Raw genomic sequence first — 16578 nt, 5'->3', positions numbered from 1 at the left:
ATTATGCGGTTAGATAAATTTTTAAAAGTATCTCGATTAATTAAACGCCGTACATTGGCAAAAGAAGTGGCAGAGCAAGGAAGAATCATGATCAACGGAAAAGTTGCCAAAGCTTCATCCAATGTCAATGAAGGGGATGAGCTGACGATTCGCTTTGGCCAAAAAATTGTAACTGTCCGCGTGGAAGAAATTAAAGAAAATGTTCGAAAAGAAGATGCAGGCAAAATGTTTACCATCTTGAAAGAAGAAAAACTAGATAAAATTGAGCCGGAATTTATCGATGATGAAGAGTAATTGAAGAAAAAATACTTTTTTATAGCATGACAAGATTTTGTTGTCATGCTTTTTTTATTTCCCGCATAAAGTGAACAGAACAAACCATTAGAAGGAGGAACGATAATGACACAAATCCATCAAGAAAATAGTTATACTATTACTTCTGGTGATCATCTTGTGACTGTGAGAAATAGAAAAAGAATGGACATGACATCAGTAAAGGAAATTGAAAGATTCGATCAGGAGGAATTCTACGTAAGAACTTCCCAAGGGCATTTGCTCATACGAGGCGAGGATTTGCGCATTGTTCATCTTGATGTGGACAAGGGGTTGTTAACATTAGAAGGCAATGTTAAAGCCCTTCAATACGATGATGACGAGAATGGGTTGACTAAAGGCTTCCTCCATAAATTGTTTGGATGACAGTTAACGAGCAATTCTTCAGCATCGTAATAATGACGGTGAGTGGAATAATGATTGGCGCGGTGATTGATGCAACAAGAATCTTCTTCAGCGCCATTTCACCCAAGTCATTATTGCGAAAGTTATCGAGGATTCTCGAGATTGTTGTCTGGGCACTGTTAGGCGTTATTAGTTTTTATATAATATTTTTAATAAAGGGTGGAGAGTGGCGTTTAGTAGACCCATTATCACAAATCTTAGGGATTTTTCTTTATGAATCATTTTTACAGCCATTTTTCCGTTTCCTTGGTAAGGTATTTATTGTGTTAATTATTAAACCAATCGTAGCAATTTTTAGGTTGATTGTTAAACTAATAAAAGGGACTATTGGGTTATTGATTGGTATTTTTTATGTATTATTTCGTCCTTTCTATAAACTTTTTATCAAGTTCAAAAATCCATTTTATAGACATTTTGTAAACATTAAACGGACAATCTTTAAAAAGTATTAATAGTTTCGGTATAATGACAATACAATGTTTTTTTGGAGGTGACGGATGTGGCTAATGGATACCATAGACATAGAGAAACGAATATTCATAAAATCGAAAATGACTATGTTCGGCAAGCAAATCGTCAAAAGCAAAAGGTAGCGAAGAAAAAAATTGGCTTACGAAGAAGATTAGCGGTATTCTTCCTAATCGCATCCGTCGTCATCATTGCTTTAGTTAGTGCGCTTTTGAATCAAAATGAAAGGCTGGCACATAAGGAAGCGGAAAAAGAAAAGGTGCTGGCAGAGTTAGAAGAAGTAAAAAAAGAACAAGAGATATTAAAACTTCAAATAAAAAAATTGGAAGATGATGAGTATATAGCAAAATTAGCGAGGAAGGAATATTTCTTATCAGACGAGGGGGAAATTATTTTTACCATCCCTGATGAGAAAAAAGAGAAAGAGGAAAAGAATAACGATTGATTGTTCCCAAGGCTTCAATTACTTTCTTGAGAAAAAGAAATTTTTGTAAATTACCAAAGAAAAAATTTGCTGCCGAAAAAGAGTTGTCGTGTTGACACTCTTTTTTTGTGGATTATAATAAAAGAGAGCATTTACATTTTTTTGGCTCATTTTATATAATAATTATATTACAGGCATTGTTTTAGCCGTTAAATTTTTAAGGAGGAGCATTTTTTTTATGTCAATTGAAGTAGGCAGCAAATTACAAGGGAAGGTCACAGGAATTACTAATTTTGGAGCTTTTGTTGAGCTGCCAGATGGTAAAACGGGCCTTGTCCACATTAGTGAAGTAGCTGATAACTACGTGAAAGACATTAACGATCATCTAAAAGTTGGAGATATCGTTGAAGTGAAAGTGTTAAATGTTGAAGAGGATGGAAAAATTGGTCTATCCATTAGAAAGGCTAAACCTCAATCTGAAAGACCTGAACGTCCTCAAAGACCACGTCGTGACAACCGTTCAAATGAACGAAATGAGCGTCAATCAAAAGAAAGTTTTGAACAGAAAATCGCAAAATTTTTAAAAGATAGTGATGAACGTCTAGCTTCATTAAGACGTGCAACTGAGTCAAAACGGGGTGGACGTGGCGCAAGAAGAGGGTAGTTTGCTGTCTATTTATAAGTTATAAGGGTTTATAAGTTTTTGCGTATTTCAACGATAAATTTGTCAAAATGCAGATAACACAATCCGTGAATCGAAAAAAAGTCGACTATTTTCCGTCAATAGTCGACTTTTTGTATTTCTTTTTTACCGAGCAGGTGTTTTATTCAAAGATCGGCCAGTCATAATGCAAATATGAGTGCAGAAAATAAAGGTATTTGAAAACGATTAACCTCTCAAACTTCCACTTGTAATTCCCCAAATTATTAATGTTTTCTGTTTTCCTTTTTTATCCAAAAACTATCATAATCAAAAAAACGACACAACTTGCAAAAAACATCAAGTTTGTTAAGTTATCAGGCAATTCGTCGAACAATTTTTTTAAAACTAGAACAGTACTAGACAAATTTTACATCCCTCATTTTTTATAATAGACCGCAACAATATCATTGAGGGGGATGGAAGATGTCTAATATCCAAATGCTTAATCAAAAGTCAACGTGGCAGGAGCGGTTCGGCCAGTATTCTATCAAAAAGGTGAGCCTCCTTCTTCATTTATTTTTCTTGTTTTTAGCATTTTTTCTATCAAGAGCGGTTATGTTTGAAGCGGTTGTTCCTTTTTTTCTGCCGCTATGGGCGATAGTGAGACAACGATATGAAAATGAGAAGTGGGCGATGTTTGTTGGGGGGGTTTTAGGGGCGCTTAGTTTAAGTATAGGACAAAGTTTTATATTGCTTCTTCAATTAGTGATTTATGAATTGTTGATTCGTTTTCGCTTTTATAAGCCGCCAACAGCCGTTGCGGTTGCAGTTGCAATCTTTTTTGGACAATTTATATGGCAAGGCATTGCACATATGGGCATCCCTCCTTTCATGGTTCAATTGTACGTGTATTATGAAGTCATTTTCGCTTTCTTCATGACGATCTTTGTGAAGTTGTTCTTTGTGGAGCCTTACCGTTTTTGGTCCAGCTCATGGGGATATGAACGTGTTGGTGCAGGCTTGGTGATTTTAGCGGTTGTTTTAACGGGCATGCATGCCTTGACGATTTCCTATTTTTCGCTATTTACTTTTGTACTGCATTTGGCCATTTGCGTTGCTGCCATTACTGGGGGGGTAACGGTTGCCGCAAGTGTATCCACCATCATTGGCGCATTGGTGGGCATTTCGGAGCTTTCGTTTACAGGAATGATTGCAGTTTATGCATTAACGGGCGTTGCGAGCGGTTTGTTTAAAAGAATTGGAAGAACAGCTGTTGTATTAGGAAGTTTCATACCAAGCATTTTTTTCTTTTTTTACGATGCTACTTTGCCTCTCGATAGTGTATATTTTGTTTCGGTGTTAACTTCGTGCGTTGTCTTTTTATTATTGCCCCAAAAAATGTTGGACTTTTTAGAAAACTTGATTCATCCGAAACGGGATGAAGTGCTGTTGAAACGGCAAGAATGGTTGACGGAACATGCATCTGAAAAATTAGAAATGTTCCAACGTTTTGTTTTATTTATGAAAGAATTAGTTTTTGACCATTTTACCTCGTCAGAGAATGTGAGCGAATATCGAAAAATTGAACCTGGCGCCACTTGCATGAACTGTTTTCGCTACGAACGATGCTGGGGAAAAAATCATATTGGAATGGAGGAAAATATTCGAAGATGGTTCCTTGCTCAATCAGGGTTAAATGAAGAGGATCAATTGCGTGCAGAAGAGCAAATTCGAATAAGATGTGTCAAATCATCCAAATTGCTGGAAGAACTTGATTATCAGTTGTATAACGATAAGATGAACGGGCAATTCTATCATGGAAAAAAAATGATTGCCCTGCAGCTAAGGGATTTGAGCAATCATTTAAATAAACTGATGGAAGATATGAAAAATGAGACGCTATCCTTTAAAACGGTTGAAGAAGAATTAAGCCAGCATTTTAAAAGGGTCAATATCGATTGTTTCCAAATTGATGTGTTAAATAATACGGTGGGCGAGCGGCTTATCGTCTGCTCCTTTGTGAATACTCAAAATAAAGATGATTTATATTTATTATGTGAACGAATGATATTGCCGGTGCTTTACGAAGTATTTTCTGAACCGTTTCAAGTGGAGCGGATTTCCAATCACCAAAAACCTTTTAAACATTTCCAAGTAAGATTTCGCTCGGCCGTCCGCTATCAAATCCAGTATGATGTATATAGTAAAGCGAAAAATCCGAATGTTGTTTCCGGAGATTCCCATGCCGTTTTCCACATCCATCCGGGGTTGGTGGCGATTATGTTGTCGGATGGCATGGGGCATAGTCGGGAAGCAAAACGGGAAAGCAGACGCCTTGTGCACTTAATGAGGGAATGTTTGAGTTATAATATGAATCCAGAAACGGCCATGCATACTTTACATTATGTATTGAGCCTAAATCGTGAAATGGATATGTATGCAACCATTGATTTTGCGTTAGTGGATTTGCAAAAAGGAGAATTATGGTCTTGGAAAGCAGGCAGCATGTCTACTTACATTTTGCGCGGGGAGCGGCTAATCAAAGTGGAAGGTTCATCGGCGCCTGTAGGATTTATGCCTGTATTTTCCATCGAGACAGAAAAGGTGAATTTGCTGGCGGATGATTATGTGGTGATGGTTTCTGATGGTCTATTCTCCAGCAAATATGATTGGGATGAACAAGAACAGTATTTTGTCAAATTATTAAAATCCAAAATCCGCTTAGGGATGCCAATTGAAGCGCTCCTTTATGATGTGATGGACCATTATCAGAGCGAATATGAAGTAGAGGACGATTGTACAGTAATACTATTTAATGTTTCTCACGTAGTGCCAAAGTGGGCTGTATTTAAAACGGTGAGTTAATGAAAGAAATGAGGTGAGAAGATGGTGGCGTTTGAAAAGAAAGTGAAGAATTTTATCGAGGAACAGCAGCTAATTGAAGAGGGGGACCGTCTTCTCATCGCCTGTTCCGGAGGCGTAGATTCCATGGGGCTAGTGCATTTTTTCATTCATTTCCGAAAACATTGGAAAGTGGATTTGTACGTAGCCCATGTGGACCATATGTTAAGAGAAGAAGTTTCATACGAAGATCGGCTATTTGTGGAACGCTTTTGCAAAGAAAATAATCTCCCTGTTTTCAGCACAAGCATCCCTATTCCTGCCATTTTAGAAAAAGAGGGAGGAAATTCTCAAGCCATTTGCCGCAGAGAGCGATATGCCTATTTTGATGAAATTATGAAACAACATAATATCAATAAACTGGTGACTGCCCATCATGCAGATGATCAGCTGGAAACGATGCTGATGTCCCTTGCAAGAGCAGGAAGCGTTAATGGGTTTAAAGGCATCGCTGCAAAGCGTCCATTTTCGGTTGGTATGGTAATCCGCCCATTTTTGGCGGTGACAAAAGAGGAAATTAAAGAGTATTTAGAAGAAAAAGGAGGAACTTTCCGGGAAGATGCCAGCAATTTAAAGGATGATTATACCCGCAATCGATTCCGTCATCATATTATTCCATTATTGAAAAAAGAAAATTCTCAAGTTGCCATCCATGCGGCTGAACTCGCTCAAAACTTGCAGCAAGATGATGAGTGCTTAAATGAGCTTGCTGAAAGCCGCTTTTCTTCTGTCGTTGAAAAAGCAGGGGACCGTTTTGTGTTACATATTCGTCAATTTCTAAAAGAGCCACTTGCTTTACAAAGAAGAATCATTTTAATACTATTAAACTATCTTTATCATCATTTAGACGGCAAAAACTTTGCGATTTCCAGCAAGATTATGGATTTATGTAAGTCGCAAGAAGGAAATGCAATGATTTATTTGCCGGAACAATATATTGCGGCGAGAAGCTACGACATCATTTCTTTCTTTAAACTTCGAACATCCAAAAAAGAGGAGCCTCAAACGATTGAAATCGGGAAATGGCATGATTTCAATGGTTTTCGTTTATACATAGAGAAACTTCCTCATGATGTAAGCGTTCAAAATGAAGCTATTGCTTATTTTTTCAATGCCAGCACGATTGCTTTTCCTCTTAGAGTGCGGACTCGGAAAGAAAGGGATCGAATTCAGTTAAAGGGAATGCAAGATCCAAAACGATTATCCCGCCTTTTCATAGATGAAAAAATCCCGTTGATTGAAAGAGACGGTTGGCCAATCCTTGTTGATTCTAATGATGAAATTTTAGCCGTTCTGGGTGTTCGTGTAAACCATCGATTTTCAAAAACGAGAAGAATGGATGATGATATGGTCATGTTCATTGAAAAAATTTCTGACAATAAATAAGCTCTATTTTAAATATGATTCAAAAATGGCTATAATTTCTCTTAAGAGCAATTAACACGAAATTTGCCATCAGTGTTAGTTCGTTTCGAAATAGTTATTGATGCTAGGAGGAACACTATGATTCAGAATGATATCGAAAAAATATTAATTACAGAGGAACAAATTCAAGAACGGATTAAAGAAATCGGCGCACAGTTAACGGAAGAATATAAAGATAAGTTTCCATTAGCGGTTGGTGTATTAAAAGGCGCCATGCCGTTTATGACAGACTTAATGAAACGGTACGATTCATACATTGAAATAGATTTTATGGATGTTTCAAGCTACGGCAATGCAACAGTTTCTTCAGGGGAAGTAAAAATTTTAAAAGATTTAAATACAAGTGTAGAAGGACGTGACGTAATCATCATCGAGGATATCATCGACAGCGGGTTGACATTAAGTTACTTGGTGGACTTATTTAAATATCGCAAAGCAAATTCCATTAAAATTGTGACATTATTAGATAAGCCATCTGGTCGAAAAGTGGATTTAAAAGCGGATATTGTTGGATTTGAAGTGCCAGATGGATTTGTGGTTGGTTATGGTTTGGATTATGCAGAAAAGTACCGAAATTTGCCTTACATTGGTATATTAAAAAGTGACGTATATTCTTTTTAATTTTGTGAAAAAATCGACAAAAAATTGAAAATGCTACATTCATAGTGCTTTTCATTGTATGATGAAATAACGGTATGTTAAGATTTTACTTATAGTTTTTGTGTCAAGTTGTGAGGAGGCTGGGGATGAATCGAATATTTCGATACACCATACTTTATTTATTAATCTTTCTTGTGATTATAGGTATTTTTGGTACCTTCAATGGAGGAGTTCATTCTTCAAAAGAATTGACTTATAACGAGTTTATTAAAGCTTTAGAATCAGGGAAAATAGAATCTTTAAACATTCAGCCGGATTCGGGTGTTTTTGTTGTAGAAGGTAAGTTCAAAGGTGATGATGACCAAACCTTTACGGTAAACCTTCCTCAAAATAACCCAGCGTTGATGGAAAAAATAGACAAAGCCATTGAAAATAATCCGGATATTGTTTTTTTACCAGCTCCTGGAACAAGTGGATGGGTGCAATTTTTCACAGGAATTATCCCGTTCATCATTATTATCATTCTATTCTTCTTCCTCTTGAGCCAAACTCAAGGTGGAGGAAATAAAGTAATGAATTTCGGCAAAAGCAAAGCGAAATTGTATGATTCTGATAAGAAAAAAGTTCGCTTTGATGATGTAGCAGGGGCAGATGAAGAGAAAGCCGAATTAGTCGAAGTAGTAGAATTCTTGAAAGACCATCGCAAATTTACAGAAATGGGGGCACGCATTCCAAAAGGAATTTTGCTAGTGGGGCCTCCAGGTACAGGTAAAACTTTGCTTGCACGAGCTGTAGCTGGCGAAGCTGGAGTTCCGTTCTTCTCGATCTCCGGTTCCGACTTCGTTGAAATGTTTGTTGGTGTCGGTGCATCCCGCGTTCGTGATTTGTTTGAAACAGCAAAGAAAAATGCGCCATGTATTATCTTCATTGACGAGATTGATGCGGTAGGACGCCAACGTGGTGCGGGCCTTGGAGGAGGTCACGACGAACGTGAGCAAACATTGAACCAATTGCTTGTTGAGATGGACGGTTTCAGTGCCAATGAAGGAATTATCATTATTGCCGCTACAAACCGGCCAGATATTTTAGATAAAGCATTATTGCGTCCTGGACGATTTGACCGTCAAATTACCGTAGGATACCCGGATGTAAAAGGCCGAGAAGCGATTTTAAGAGTCCATGCACGCAATAAACCACTAGCTGATGAAGTGGATTTAAAAGCGGTTGCCCAAAGAACGCCAGGATTTTCCGGAGCGGATTTAGAAAACTTATTGAACGAAGCAGCCTTAGTCGCAACACGCAAAGGAAAACGTAAAATTAATATGGACGATATCGATGAAGCCAGTGACCGAGTGATAGCTGGTCCGGCTAAAACAAGCCGCGCCTATACGCCAAAAGAGAAAAAACTTGTTGCTTATCACGAAGCTGGGCACGTGGTGATTGGTTTAACGCTTGATTCTGCGGAAAAAGTTCATAAAGTAACAATCGTTCCTCGAGGTCAAGCGGGCGGTTATGCAATTATGCTTCCGAAAGAAGAGCGTTTCTTCCAAACAAAAGAAGAGCTATTGGACCGCATTTGCGGACTTTTAGGAGGCCGTGCATCTGAAGATATCGTCTTAGGAGAAGTATCTACTGGTGCCCATAACGACTTCCAAAAGGTTACAGATATTGCTCGCCGAATGGTAACAGAATTTGGTATGAGCGAAAAACTAGGTCAAGTGCAATTTGGCTCTTCTCAAGGAGGAAATGTGTTCTTAGGCCGCGATTTCAATACAGACCAAAACTATTCTGATGCTATTGCTTATGAAATCGATAAAGAAATGCAAAAAATCGTGACTGAGCAATATGAACGGGCAAAGCGCATTTTAACGGAAAAACGCGATTTATTAGACAAAATTGCTCAAGCCCTTATGGAACACGAAACATTGAATGCAGAACAAATTGAGTATTTGAGAGATCATGGCACTTTACCAGAAAAAAATTCTGATGAAGAAGAAACAATTAAAATTACAACAGTAGAGCCGAAGAACGAACCTGCTTCTTCAGAGTCTACTCAAGTAAGTATAGAAAAATCCGGCTCTGCCCAAATACATCAAGAGGTTGCTGGCGAGGAAAAAGCGCCAACAACAGATGATTTGCCAAAAGAAAATTCTCCTGATTCCAGTGGATTTGGATTTAATGAGGGGAAAAAGGAATAAGCATTTTGCGGGGGCAGGGACATAAACAAAAAATGAAAGGGCAGTTGAAAGAGTTTTGATAAAAAATTGATATAACGAAAAATTGATTGAAGTGACGGGGCAAGTTTCTGTCGCGCACGCTTAGTCGCAAAGCGGAGCAAGCTTAATGACTCAGAGGAGGCTCGATCCGGGCCCGCGGAAAGCGTCCCCGGAACGGAAATCAATTTTAATAACATATCAAAAAAACATCATTTTCTCCAAGGAGAAAATGATGTTTTTTTAGATTTGTCCCAACCTCTATTTCTAATAGAAAAATTCTATTAAAAATCATTGCTCCTGCGGTGGTTACAAAACGCGCCTCCTCGTCGCAATTTATCTGCGGCGAAGCACTAGCGACAGCCGCAAAGAGACGTCTCAAAATCGATTTTCAGGACGCCCTCTTTTTTGTTTTTAAGATTAATCCTTTTGAGGGAATAACTTGCATTATGGTATGATTTCATCAAACGAAAAATGGAAGTGGTTTTAGTGATTTTAGCAATAGACGTAGGGAACTCAAAGATTTCATTAGGGGTTTACCATAACGAACGATTAGTTCATCATTGGAAAATGGAAACGGAGAAAAATAAAACGGCCGATGAATATGCTATGCATTTATATGCCTTTTTCCACTATGAAGGCATTACCTTTAAGGATATTCATGGAATTATCATTTCCTCCGTTGTTCCGCCCATTATGCACGAACTAGAAGAAATGTGCAGCAAATATTTTCACATTAAACCGCTTGTTGTTGGTCCGGGGGTGAAAACAGGGTTAAATATTAAATGCGATAACCCGCGGGAAGTAGGGACAGACCGTATCGTAAATGCGGTAGCCGCTATTCATGAATACGGGACAAAGCCGCTTATCGTGGTGGATTTTGGCACTGCCATTACTTTTAGCTACATCAACGAAAAAGGGCATTATATGGGGGGACCCATTGCACCAGGTGTTACAATTTCTTTGGATGCACTCTTTACAAAGGCATCGAAATTGCCGAGGGTTGAAATTGTCAAGCCCATGGATGTCATCGCGAAAAATACCGTTGCCTCCATTCAATCGGGGATTTTTTATGGTTTTCTGGGGCTTGTAGAGGGAATCGTTCATCGCATGAAAGAACAAAGTAATAATGATCCTTTAGTCATTGCCACAGGAGGATTAGCAGAATTTTTTTCAAACGAAACGACAACCATTGATGTTGTCGATAAATTTCTAACATTAAAAGGTTTATATATCATTTACAAAAGAAATCAATAACAGAAGAGAGGAATTGCAGACATGAAAGATTATTTAGTAAAAGCATTTGGATTTGATGGAAAGATTCGCGCCTATGCGGCTGTTTCAACTAATACCGTTGGAGAAGCACAAAGAAGACATGATACTTGGCCAACAGCAACGGCGGCTTTAGGACGGGCGTTGACAGCCGGCGCCATGATGGGATCCATGATGAATGAGGATGATAAAATTACCATTAAAATTGAAGGCGGCGGACCAATCGGGGTTATTTTGATTGATGCCAATGGAAAAGGGGAAGTAAGAGGATATGTAACGAATCCTCATGTGCATTTCCCATTGAATGAAGCAGGCAAATTAGATGTGCGCCGTGCAGTTGGAACACAAGGCAATCTCACTATTGTAAAAGACTTAGGATTAAGAGAAATGTTTTCAGGACAAACACCGATTGTTTCCGGGGAAATTGCGGAGGACTTCACTTACTATTATGCAGCATCGGAGCAAGTTCCTTCGTCAGTGGGGTTAGGTGTATTGGTTAATACCGACAATTCCGTACTGGCTTCAGGGGGATTCATTATTCAAGTATTGCCGGGATGCGATGAAGAGACGATTGAGACGATTGAAAATCACTTAAAAACCGTTGAACCAATTTCCAAAATGATTGAGAAGGGCTATACACCGGAACAAATATTAGAAGCTGTTTTAGGTGAAGGAAATGTAAAAATTTTAGATACGATGCCGATTAGTTTTAAATGCCAGTGTTCAAAAGAGCGTTTTGGAGCGGCCATTATGTCATTAGGTGTGCAAGAGATACAAGAAATGATTGATGAAGATGGCGGAGCAGAAGCGCAATGCCAATTCTGTTTAGAAAAATATCAATATAGCCAAGAGGAATTAGAAGGTTTTATCCGTGAAATACAGGCAAAGAACGAATCAAAATAATATGCAAAATGTGCCGCTATCAAAACGTCGCTTAAAAACAAAACCGGTGTTGACTTTACTTGCTATTTTGTTTGCAGGAAATATCTTTTGGTTTGTCCTTTGGTTATTTGCGCTTGGAAATGATGGCGACAATGGCGACAGCGAAACCATTGTCGCTAGCGTAAGTGGCGAGAAAATTACAAGGCAGCAATGGATGGCTGAAATGGAACGTTATTACGGAAAAGAAACCTTGCAGCACATGGTTAATGAAAAAGTGATGAAAAAAGCTGCAAAGGAATTCGGCATTGACGTTTCGGATGAGGAAATCGATTTGGAACTATCTTTAATGATTGCCTCCAGCGAAATGGATTCATCACTGCAACAGCTGGGAGAAGAGGAATTGAAAAAACAAATTCAATCCCAACTGATTTTAGAAAAAGTGTTAACAAAAGATGTCATCATTAATGAAGAGGACATGGAAAAATATTATAAAGAAAATGAATCGTTCTATAATATTCCAACTACATATCGTGCAAAATTGATTGTAGTTAATACGAAGAAAGATGCAGAAAAAGTTTTAAAAGAACTTGATGAAGGCTCAGATTTTTCGGTTTTAGCTAGGGAACGTTCTGTTGAACAAGTGTCGGCGAGTCTAGGAGGCGATATCGGCTATATTTCAAAACAATCCAATGTAGACCCAGCGATCCTGAAAGCGCTTCAGCAACTTAAAGAAAATGAAATCAGCAGCCCTGTTTTGTTAAGAGATGGCCGTTACGGTATTGTTCAGCTAAACGAAAAGAAAGAAGGAAAGTCTTTCAAATATGAAGAGGTAAAAAATCATATTAAAAGAGTTTTAGCAATGGAACAATTGCCCACTTCTATTACGCCTGAACTCTTTTGGAAAGAGTTTGATGTAACTTGGTTTTATGGGGAATAAAAATGTAAAAAAATTTACATAATTTCACTGTATTTTCATTGACAAGAAACAATTAATGTTGTTAATATTAAAACATGAAAACCTATAAAAATAGTCGGCATTAGAAAGGGGAACCCGTGATGAGCAAATTATATAATTCTGTTACTGAATTAGTAGGTCGCACACCAATCGTAAAACTAAACCATGCTACAACTGAAGATGAAGGAACTGTTTGGGTAAAACTTGAATATTTCAACCCAGGAAGTTCTGTTAAAGACCGTATTGCTTTAGCGATGATTGAAGCTGCTGAAAGAGATGGCCGATTAAAACCAGGCGGCACAATTATTGAGCCAACTTCCGGAAACACTGGTATCGGACTTGCGATGATCGCTGCTGCAAAAGGTTATCGTGCTATTTTAGTAATGCCAGAAACAATGAGTATTGAACGCCGCAAATTGCTTCGTGCTTATGGTGCCGAATTAGTATTAACACCTGGACCAGAAGGAATGAAAGGCGCCATTGCAAAAGCAACAGCCCTTGCTGAAGAGAATGGCTACTTCATGCCGCAACAATTCGAAAACCCTGCAAACGCAGAAATCCACCGTTTAACAACAGGTCCTGAAATCGTGGAAGCTTTTGAAAATTCCGGTTTACAATTAGATGCCTTTGTTGCTGGTGTTGGAACTGGCGGTACAATCACAGGTGCCGGAGAAGTATTAAAAGAAAAATTCCCTAATATCGAGATTATTGCGGTTGAACCTAAAGATTCTCCAGTATTATCTGGCGGTAAACCTGGTTCCCACAAAATCCAAGGTATCGGAGCAGGATTTGTACCAAAAGTTTTGAATACAGAAATTTACAACTCTGTATTCCCAGTTGATAATGAAACTGCTTTTGAAACAGCTCGTAAAGTAGGCCGTGAAGAAGGTATTTTATGCGGTATTTCATCTGGCGCTGCAATCTACGCTGCAATTCAAACAGCAAAACGTTTAGGCAAAGGTTCTAACGTATTAGCAATTGTTCCATCCAACGGTGAACGCTACCTATCAACAGCTTTATACAACTTCGAAGACTAATCGCACAAAAATCGGCATTGTCCTTTTGGATAATGTCGATTTTTTTTGGGGGGGAAATATTGCACAGGAAATACTAGGAACATGAGAAGTATAGCAAGGGGATAAAGATTGAAGTGCCTCAGCTTGGAAAATGTTATACTTATTGAGAATGAATATTTAGGACGAACAGATTTGGGGTGTACATTTGATGTTATCTAAATATCTTAAACCGTTAATCATTAATCATATAAAGCTTGATTATACGAAAGAGACCTTTGTAATGGGGATATTGAATGTGACGCCGGATTCATTTTCTGACGGAGGGAAATACAATTCCGTTGAAGCAGCTATAGAGCATGCTAAACAAATGGTTCAAGATGGTGCAAAAATCATTGATGTAGGGGGAGAATCGACTCGGCCTGGCTATACGCGCATTTCCGATGAAGAAGAAATTGCCCGTGTTGTTCCGGTGATTAAAGCATTGAGGAAAGAAGTGCCAGCTATTATTTCAATCGATACTTATAAATCGGCTGTTGCCCTCGCTGCCATTGAAGCTGGAGCCCATATCATCAACGATATATGGGGAGCAAAGGCCGATCCGGAAATGGCTAAAGTTGCTTCGCAATATAACGTTCCCATTATTTTGATGCACAATCGAAAAGACGCAAATTACACTAATTTCTTTGAAGATTTATTAAATGACTTGAAAGAAAGTATTGAGATCGTCAAAGCTGCTGGAGTGCCGGATGAGCATATCATTCTAGACCCGGGTATCGGGTTTGCGAAAAACTTGCAGCAAAGCATTGAAACGATGCAGCGTTTGGACGAGCTTGCAGCATTAGGTTATCCCGTTTTGTTAGCGACATCTAGAAAACGTATGATTGGTACTATTCTTGGCTTGCCATTGCATGAGCGGGTGGAAGGAACGGCTGCCACTTGTGCGTATGGAGTCATGAAAGGCTGCCATATTGTTCGGGTGCATGATGTAAAAGAAGTAGCAAGAACGGTGAAAATGATAGATGCATTAATGGGCAAATTTGAAGTAGAAGGTGAACTGCCTGAAAGACATTAATTTTTTAGGAGGGATCGTATGGATTATATTCATTTGCGGGATATGCAGTTTTATGGATATCATGGGGTATTGCCCGAAGAGACAGTACTGGGGCAGCGCTTTCGAGTAACGATATCGCTTGCATTGAATACAAGAAAAGCGGGAGAAACGGATGATTTGCAATATACAGTCAACTATGTGGAAGTATATGAATTATGCAAATCTATTATGGAAGGGGAACCTTTCCAGTTGATTGAAGCACTAGCAGAAGCCATTGCTTCAGCAATTTTGGAAAAGTATGAAGGACAAGTGTTTGGATGCAAAGTGGAATTGGTAAAACCAGATCCGCCAATCCCTGGACATTATAAAGAAGTAGCAGTGGAGATTGTAAGGGGTCATTACAGTGAATGATGTTTATTTATCTTTAGGAACAAATTTGGGCGATCGAGAACAACATTTAAAAGCAGCCATTGATTTGCTGAAGCAAAAAGAAGGGATTTTCATCAAAACGATATCGCCGATTTATGAAACGGCTCCAGTAGGATATGTGGATCAACCCTCCTTTTTAAATATCGTCGTATATGCCCAAACAACAATGACACCTTTTGAATTGTTAAAGGCTTGTCAATCTGTTGAAAATGAGCTTGGTCGTGTGAGGACGATTCGTTGGGGGCCAAGAACTATCGACCTTGACATTTTATTGTATAATAACGACAATATTGAGTCGGAGAATTTAATCATTCCACATCCCCGGATGTTTGAGAGAGCCTTTGTGCTAGTTCCGCTGATGGATGTGGCCAAGAAGCCATTCACCGAAAAATTGATGCAGGCGGAATCAGCGTTGAAGAATATGAATCTTGAACAAGAAGGCATCCGGAAGTGGAAGAATTCTATTTTTTTGTCATGATGACGACGCGGCATAAAAGAAGCGTTTATATATAACCAATTGAGGGGAAAGGAGGAGCGGCATGTCGAATGAAAAAAAGCCGTTTCAAATTGGGAATATCGCGATGGCAAATCGTGTAGTGCTGGCTCCTATGGCGGGGATAAGCAACGTAGCGTTCCGCTTAACGGTAAAAGAATTCGGAGCGGGGCTTGTGTATGCTGAAATGATCAGCGATAAAGGATTAATCACCCGAAATAAGAAAACGCTGGAGATGCTTTATATCGACGAAAGAGAAAAGCCGATTGCATTGCAAATTTTCGGTGGTGAAAAGGAAACCCTTGTGGAAGCGGCAAAATTTGTAGACCAATATACTAATGCGGATATAATTGATATCAATATGGGCTGCCCTGTCAATAAGGTCATTAAATGTGAAGCGGGAGCAAAGTGGCTACTTGACCCAAATAAAGTCTATGAAATGGTGGCAGCCGTTGTCGATGCCGTGAAAAAACCGGTTACCGTAAAAATGCGCATTGGCTGGGATGATGAGCACATTCTTGCGGTTGAAAATGCGCAAGCCATTGAAAGAGCGGGCGGCAGCGCTGTCGCTGTACACGGTCGTACAAGAGTTCAAATGTATGAAGGAAAAGCCAATTGGGATGTTATTCGCCAAGTGAAGGAAAATGTAAACATTTCGGTGATTGGAAACGGTGATGTGGAAACGCCGCAAGATGCAAAACGGATGTTGGATGAAACAGGTGTCGATGCCGTGATGATTGGCCGTGCTGCATTAGGAAATCCATGGATGATTTATCGGACAGTCCAATATCTTGAAACCGGCGAATTGAAGCCGGAGCCGTCCGTTCAAGAAAAGATCGATGTTTGTTTATTGCACTTTGAACGTCTCATCCAATTAAAAGGAGAATATGTGGCTGTACGTGAAATGCGTAAACATGCAGCATGGTATTTAAAAGGGATTCGAGGCAATGGCAATATTCGCAATGCGATTAATCAAGTGGAAACAGCAGAAGAATTGCGCACCATTTTACTTGGCGTTGTAGAACAAAAGGAAGAACAGCCGGAACCGGAGATTCAATTGGTATAAAA

17 protein-coding genes are annotated in these 16578 nt (G+C 39.0%); all 17 read left to right on the top strand.

Annotated features, from left to right (window positions below; genetic code table 11):
* The first annotated feature begins 3 nt into the window (after window positions 1–3).
* Window positions 4–294, top strand: coding sequence for an RNA-binding S4 domain-containing protein (locus DKZ56_RS01935; RefSeq protein WP_208651025.1), 291 nt, complete (start codon window positions 4–6; stop codon window positions 292–294).
* A gap of 105 nt (window positions 295–399) precedes the next feature.
* Complete coding sequence (gene yabP / locus DKZ56_RS01930) at window positions 400–699, top strand: sporulation protein YabP (protein ID WP_208651024.1); 300 nt, start codon at window positions 400–402, stop codon at window positions 697–699.
* A complete protein-coding gene (gene yabQ, locus DKZ56_RS01925; RefSeq protein WP_425471035.1) occupies window positions 696–1190 on the top strand; it encodes a spore cortex biosynthesis protein YabQ in 495 nt (164 codons plus the stop codon). The genes yabP and yabQ overlap by 4 nt, the downstream gene beginning before the upstream one ends.
* Window positions 1191–1237: 47 nt before the next feature.
* Window positions 1238–1651, top strand: a complete 414-nt coding sequence (locus DKZ56_RS01920) for an FtsB family cell division protein (RefSeq protein ID WP_208651022.1) — start codon at window positions 1238–1240, stop codon at window positions 1649–1651.
* Between the two features lie 217 nt (window positions 1652–1868).
* Window positions 1869–2294: a S1 domain-containing RNA-binding protein gene (locus tag DKZ56_RS01915; RefSeq protein ID WP_208651021.1), complete on the top strand. Its 426-nt coding sequence runs from the start codon at window positions 1869–1871 to the stop codon at window positions 2292–2294.
* Window positions 2295–2756: 462 nt separating this feature from the next.
* Window positions 2757–5138, top strand: coding sequence for a SpoIIE family protein phosphatase (locus tag DKZ56_RS01910; RefSeq protein ID WP_208651020.1), 2382 nt, complete (start codon window positions 2757–2759; stop codon window positions 5136–5138).
* A gap of 21 nt (window positions 5139–5159) precedes the next feature.
* On the top strand, window positions 5160–6560 hold the full coding sequence (gene tilS / locus DKZ56_RS01905) for a tRNA lysidine(34) synthetase TilS (RefSeq protein WP_208651019.1): 1401 nt from the start codon (window positions 5160–5162) through the stop codon (window positions 6558–6560).
* A 117-nt stretch (window positions 6561–6677) separates the two neighbouring features.
* Window positions 6678–7220, top strand: coding sequence for a hypoxanthine phosphoribosyltransferase (gene hpt / locus DKZ56_RS01900; RefSeq protein WP_208651018.1), 543 nt, complete (start codon window positions 6678–6680; stop codon window positions 7218–7220).
* 125 nt (window positions 7221–7345) lie between these two features.
* Window positions 7346–9397: an ATP-dependent zinc metalloprotease FtsH gene (gene ftsH, locus DKZ56_RS01895; RefSeq protein WP_208651017.1), complete on the top strand. Its 2052-nt coding sequence runs from the start codon at window positions 7346–7348 to the stop codon at window positions 9395–9397.
* Window positions 9398–9901: 504 nt separating this feature from the next.
* Complete coding sequence (locus DKZ56_RS01890; protein WP_208651016.1) at window positions 9902–10669, top strand: type III pantothenate kinase; 768 nt, start codon at window positions 9902–9904, stop codon at window positions 10667–10669.
* A gap of 21 nt (window positions 10670–10690) precedes the next feature.
* Window positions 10691–11587: an Hsp33 family molecular chaperone HslO gene (gene hslO, locus DKZ56_RS01885; protein WP_208651015.1), complete on the top strand. Its 897-nt coding sequence runs from the start codon at window positions 10691–10693 to the stop codon at window positions 11585–11587.
* On the top strand, window positions 11556–12503 hold the full coding sequence (locus DKZ56_RS01880) for a peptidyl-prolyl cis-trans isomerase (RefSeq protein WP_245989580.1): 948 nt from the start codon (window positions 11556–11558) through the stop codon (window positions 12501–12503). Before hslO ends, DKZ56_RS01880 begins: the two co-directional genes overlap by 32 nt.
* 119 nt (window positions 12504–12622) lie before the next feature.
* On the top strand, window positions 12623–13558 hold the full coding sequence (gene cysK, locus DKZ56_RS01875; protein WP_208651014.1) for a cysteine synthase A: 936 nt from the start codon (window positions 12623–12625) through the stop codon (window positions 13556–13558).
* 187 nt (window positions 13559–13745) lie between these two features.
* Window positions 13746–14609 carry a dihydropteroate synthase gene (gene folP, locus DKZ56_RS01870; RefSeq protein ID WP_208651013.1) on the top strand — a complete coding sequence of 288 codons (864 nt, stop codon included), beginning with the start codon at window positions 13746–13748 and terminating at the stop codon, window positions 14607–14609.
* 18 nt (window positions 14610–14627) lie between these two features.
* On the top strand, window positions 14628–14999 hold the full coding sequence (gene folB / locus DKZ56_RS01865) for a dihydroneopterin aldolase (RefSeq protein ID WP_208651012.1): 372 nt from the start codon (window positions 14628–14630) through the stop codon (window positions 14997–14999).
* Window positions 14992–15495 (top strand): 2-amino-4-hydroxy-6-hydroxymethyldihydropteridine diphosphokinase, encoded by a 504-nt coding sequence (folK, locus tag DKZ56_RS01860; RefSeq protein ID WP_208651011.1) that lies wholly within the window; start codon window positions 14992–14994, stop codon window positions 15493–15495. The genes folB and folK overlap by 8 nt, the downstream gene beginning before the upstream one ends.
* A gap of 61 nt (window positions 15496–15556) precedes the next feature.
* On the top strand, window positions 15557–16576 hold the full coding sequence (gene dusB, locus DKZ56_RS01855; RefSeq protein WP_208651010.1) for a tRNA dihydrouridine synthase DusB: 1020 nt from the start codon (window positions 15557–15559) through the stop codon (window positions 16574–16576).
* The last annotated feature ends 2 nt before the right edge of the window (window positions 16577–16578 follow it).

This window comes from Ureibacillus thermophilus, from assembly GCF_004331915.1.
In the GTDB taxonomy this organism is placed as follows: domain Bacteria; phylum Bacillota; class Bacilli; order Bacillales_A; family Planococcaceae; genus Ureibacillus; species Ureibacillus thermophilus.
This window is presented reverse-complemented; position numbering and strand designations above follow the sequence as displayed.

Bases quoted from the DNA above. Each gene is read 5' to 3' on its own strand.
- hpt (WP_208651018.1), top strand. From the start codon at position 6,678: ATGATTCAGAATGATATCGAAAAAATATTAATTACAGAGGAACAAATT.
- ftsH (WP_208651017.1), top strand. From the start codon at position 7,346: ATGAATCGAATATTTCGATACACCATACTTTATTTATTAATCTTTCTT.
- hslO (WP_208651015.1), top strand. From the start codon at position 10,691: ATGAAAGATTATTTAGTAAAAGCATTTGGATTTGATGGAAAGATTCGC.
- folP (WP_208651013.1), top strand. From the start codon at position 13,746: ATGTTATCTAAATATCTTAAACCGTTAATCATTAATCATATAAAGCTT.
- yabQ (WP_425471035.1), top strand. From the start codon at position 696: ATGACAGTTAACGAGCAATTCTTCAGCATCGTAATAATGACGGTGAGT.
- tilS (WP_208651019.1), top strand. From the start codon at position 5,160: ATGGTGGCGTTTGAAAAGAAAGTGAAGAATTTTATCGAGGAACAGCAG.
- DKZ56_RS01915 (WP_208651021.1), top strand. From the start codon at position 1,869: ATGTCAATTGAAGTAGGCAGCAAATTACAAGGGAAGGTCACAGGAATT.
- folB (WP_208651012.1), top strand. From the start codon at position 14,628: ATGGATTATATTCATTTGCGGGATATGCAGTTTTATGGATATCATGGG.
- cysK (WP_208651014.1), top strand. From the start codon at position 12,623: ATGAGCAAATTATATAATTCTGTTACTGAATTAGTAGGTCGCACACCA.
- yabP (WP_208651024.1), top strand. From the start codon at position 400: ATGACACAAATCCATCAAGAAAATAGTTATACTATTACTTCTGGTGAT.
- DKZ56_RS01910 (WP_208651020.1), top strand. From the start codon at position 2,757: ATGTCTAATATCCAAATGCTTAATCAAAAGTCAACGTGGCAGGAGCGG.
- dusB (WP_208651010.1), top strand. From the start codon at position 15,557: ATGTCGAATGAAAAAAAGCCGTTTCAAATTGGGAATATCGCGATGGCA.
- DKZ56_RS01935 (WP_208651025.1), top strand. From the start codon at position 4: ATGCGGTTAGATAAATTTTTAAAAGTATCTCGATTAATTAAACGCCGT.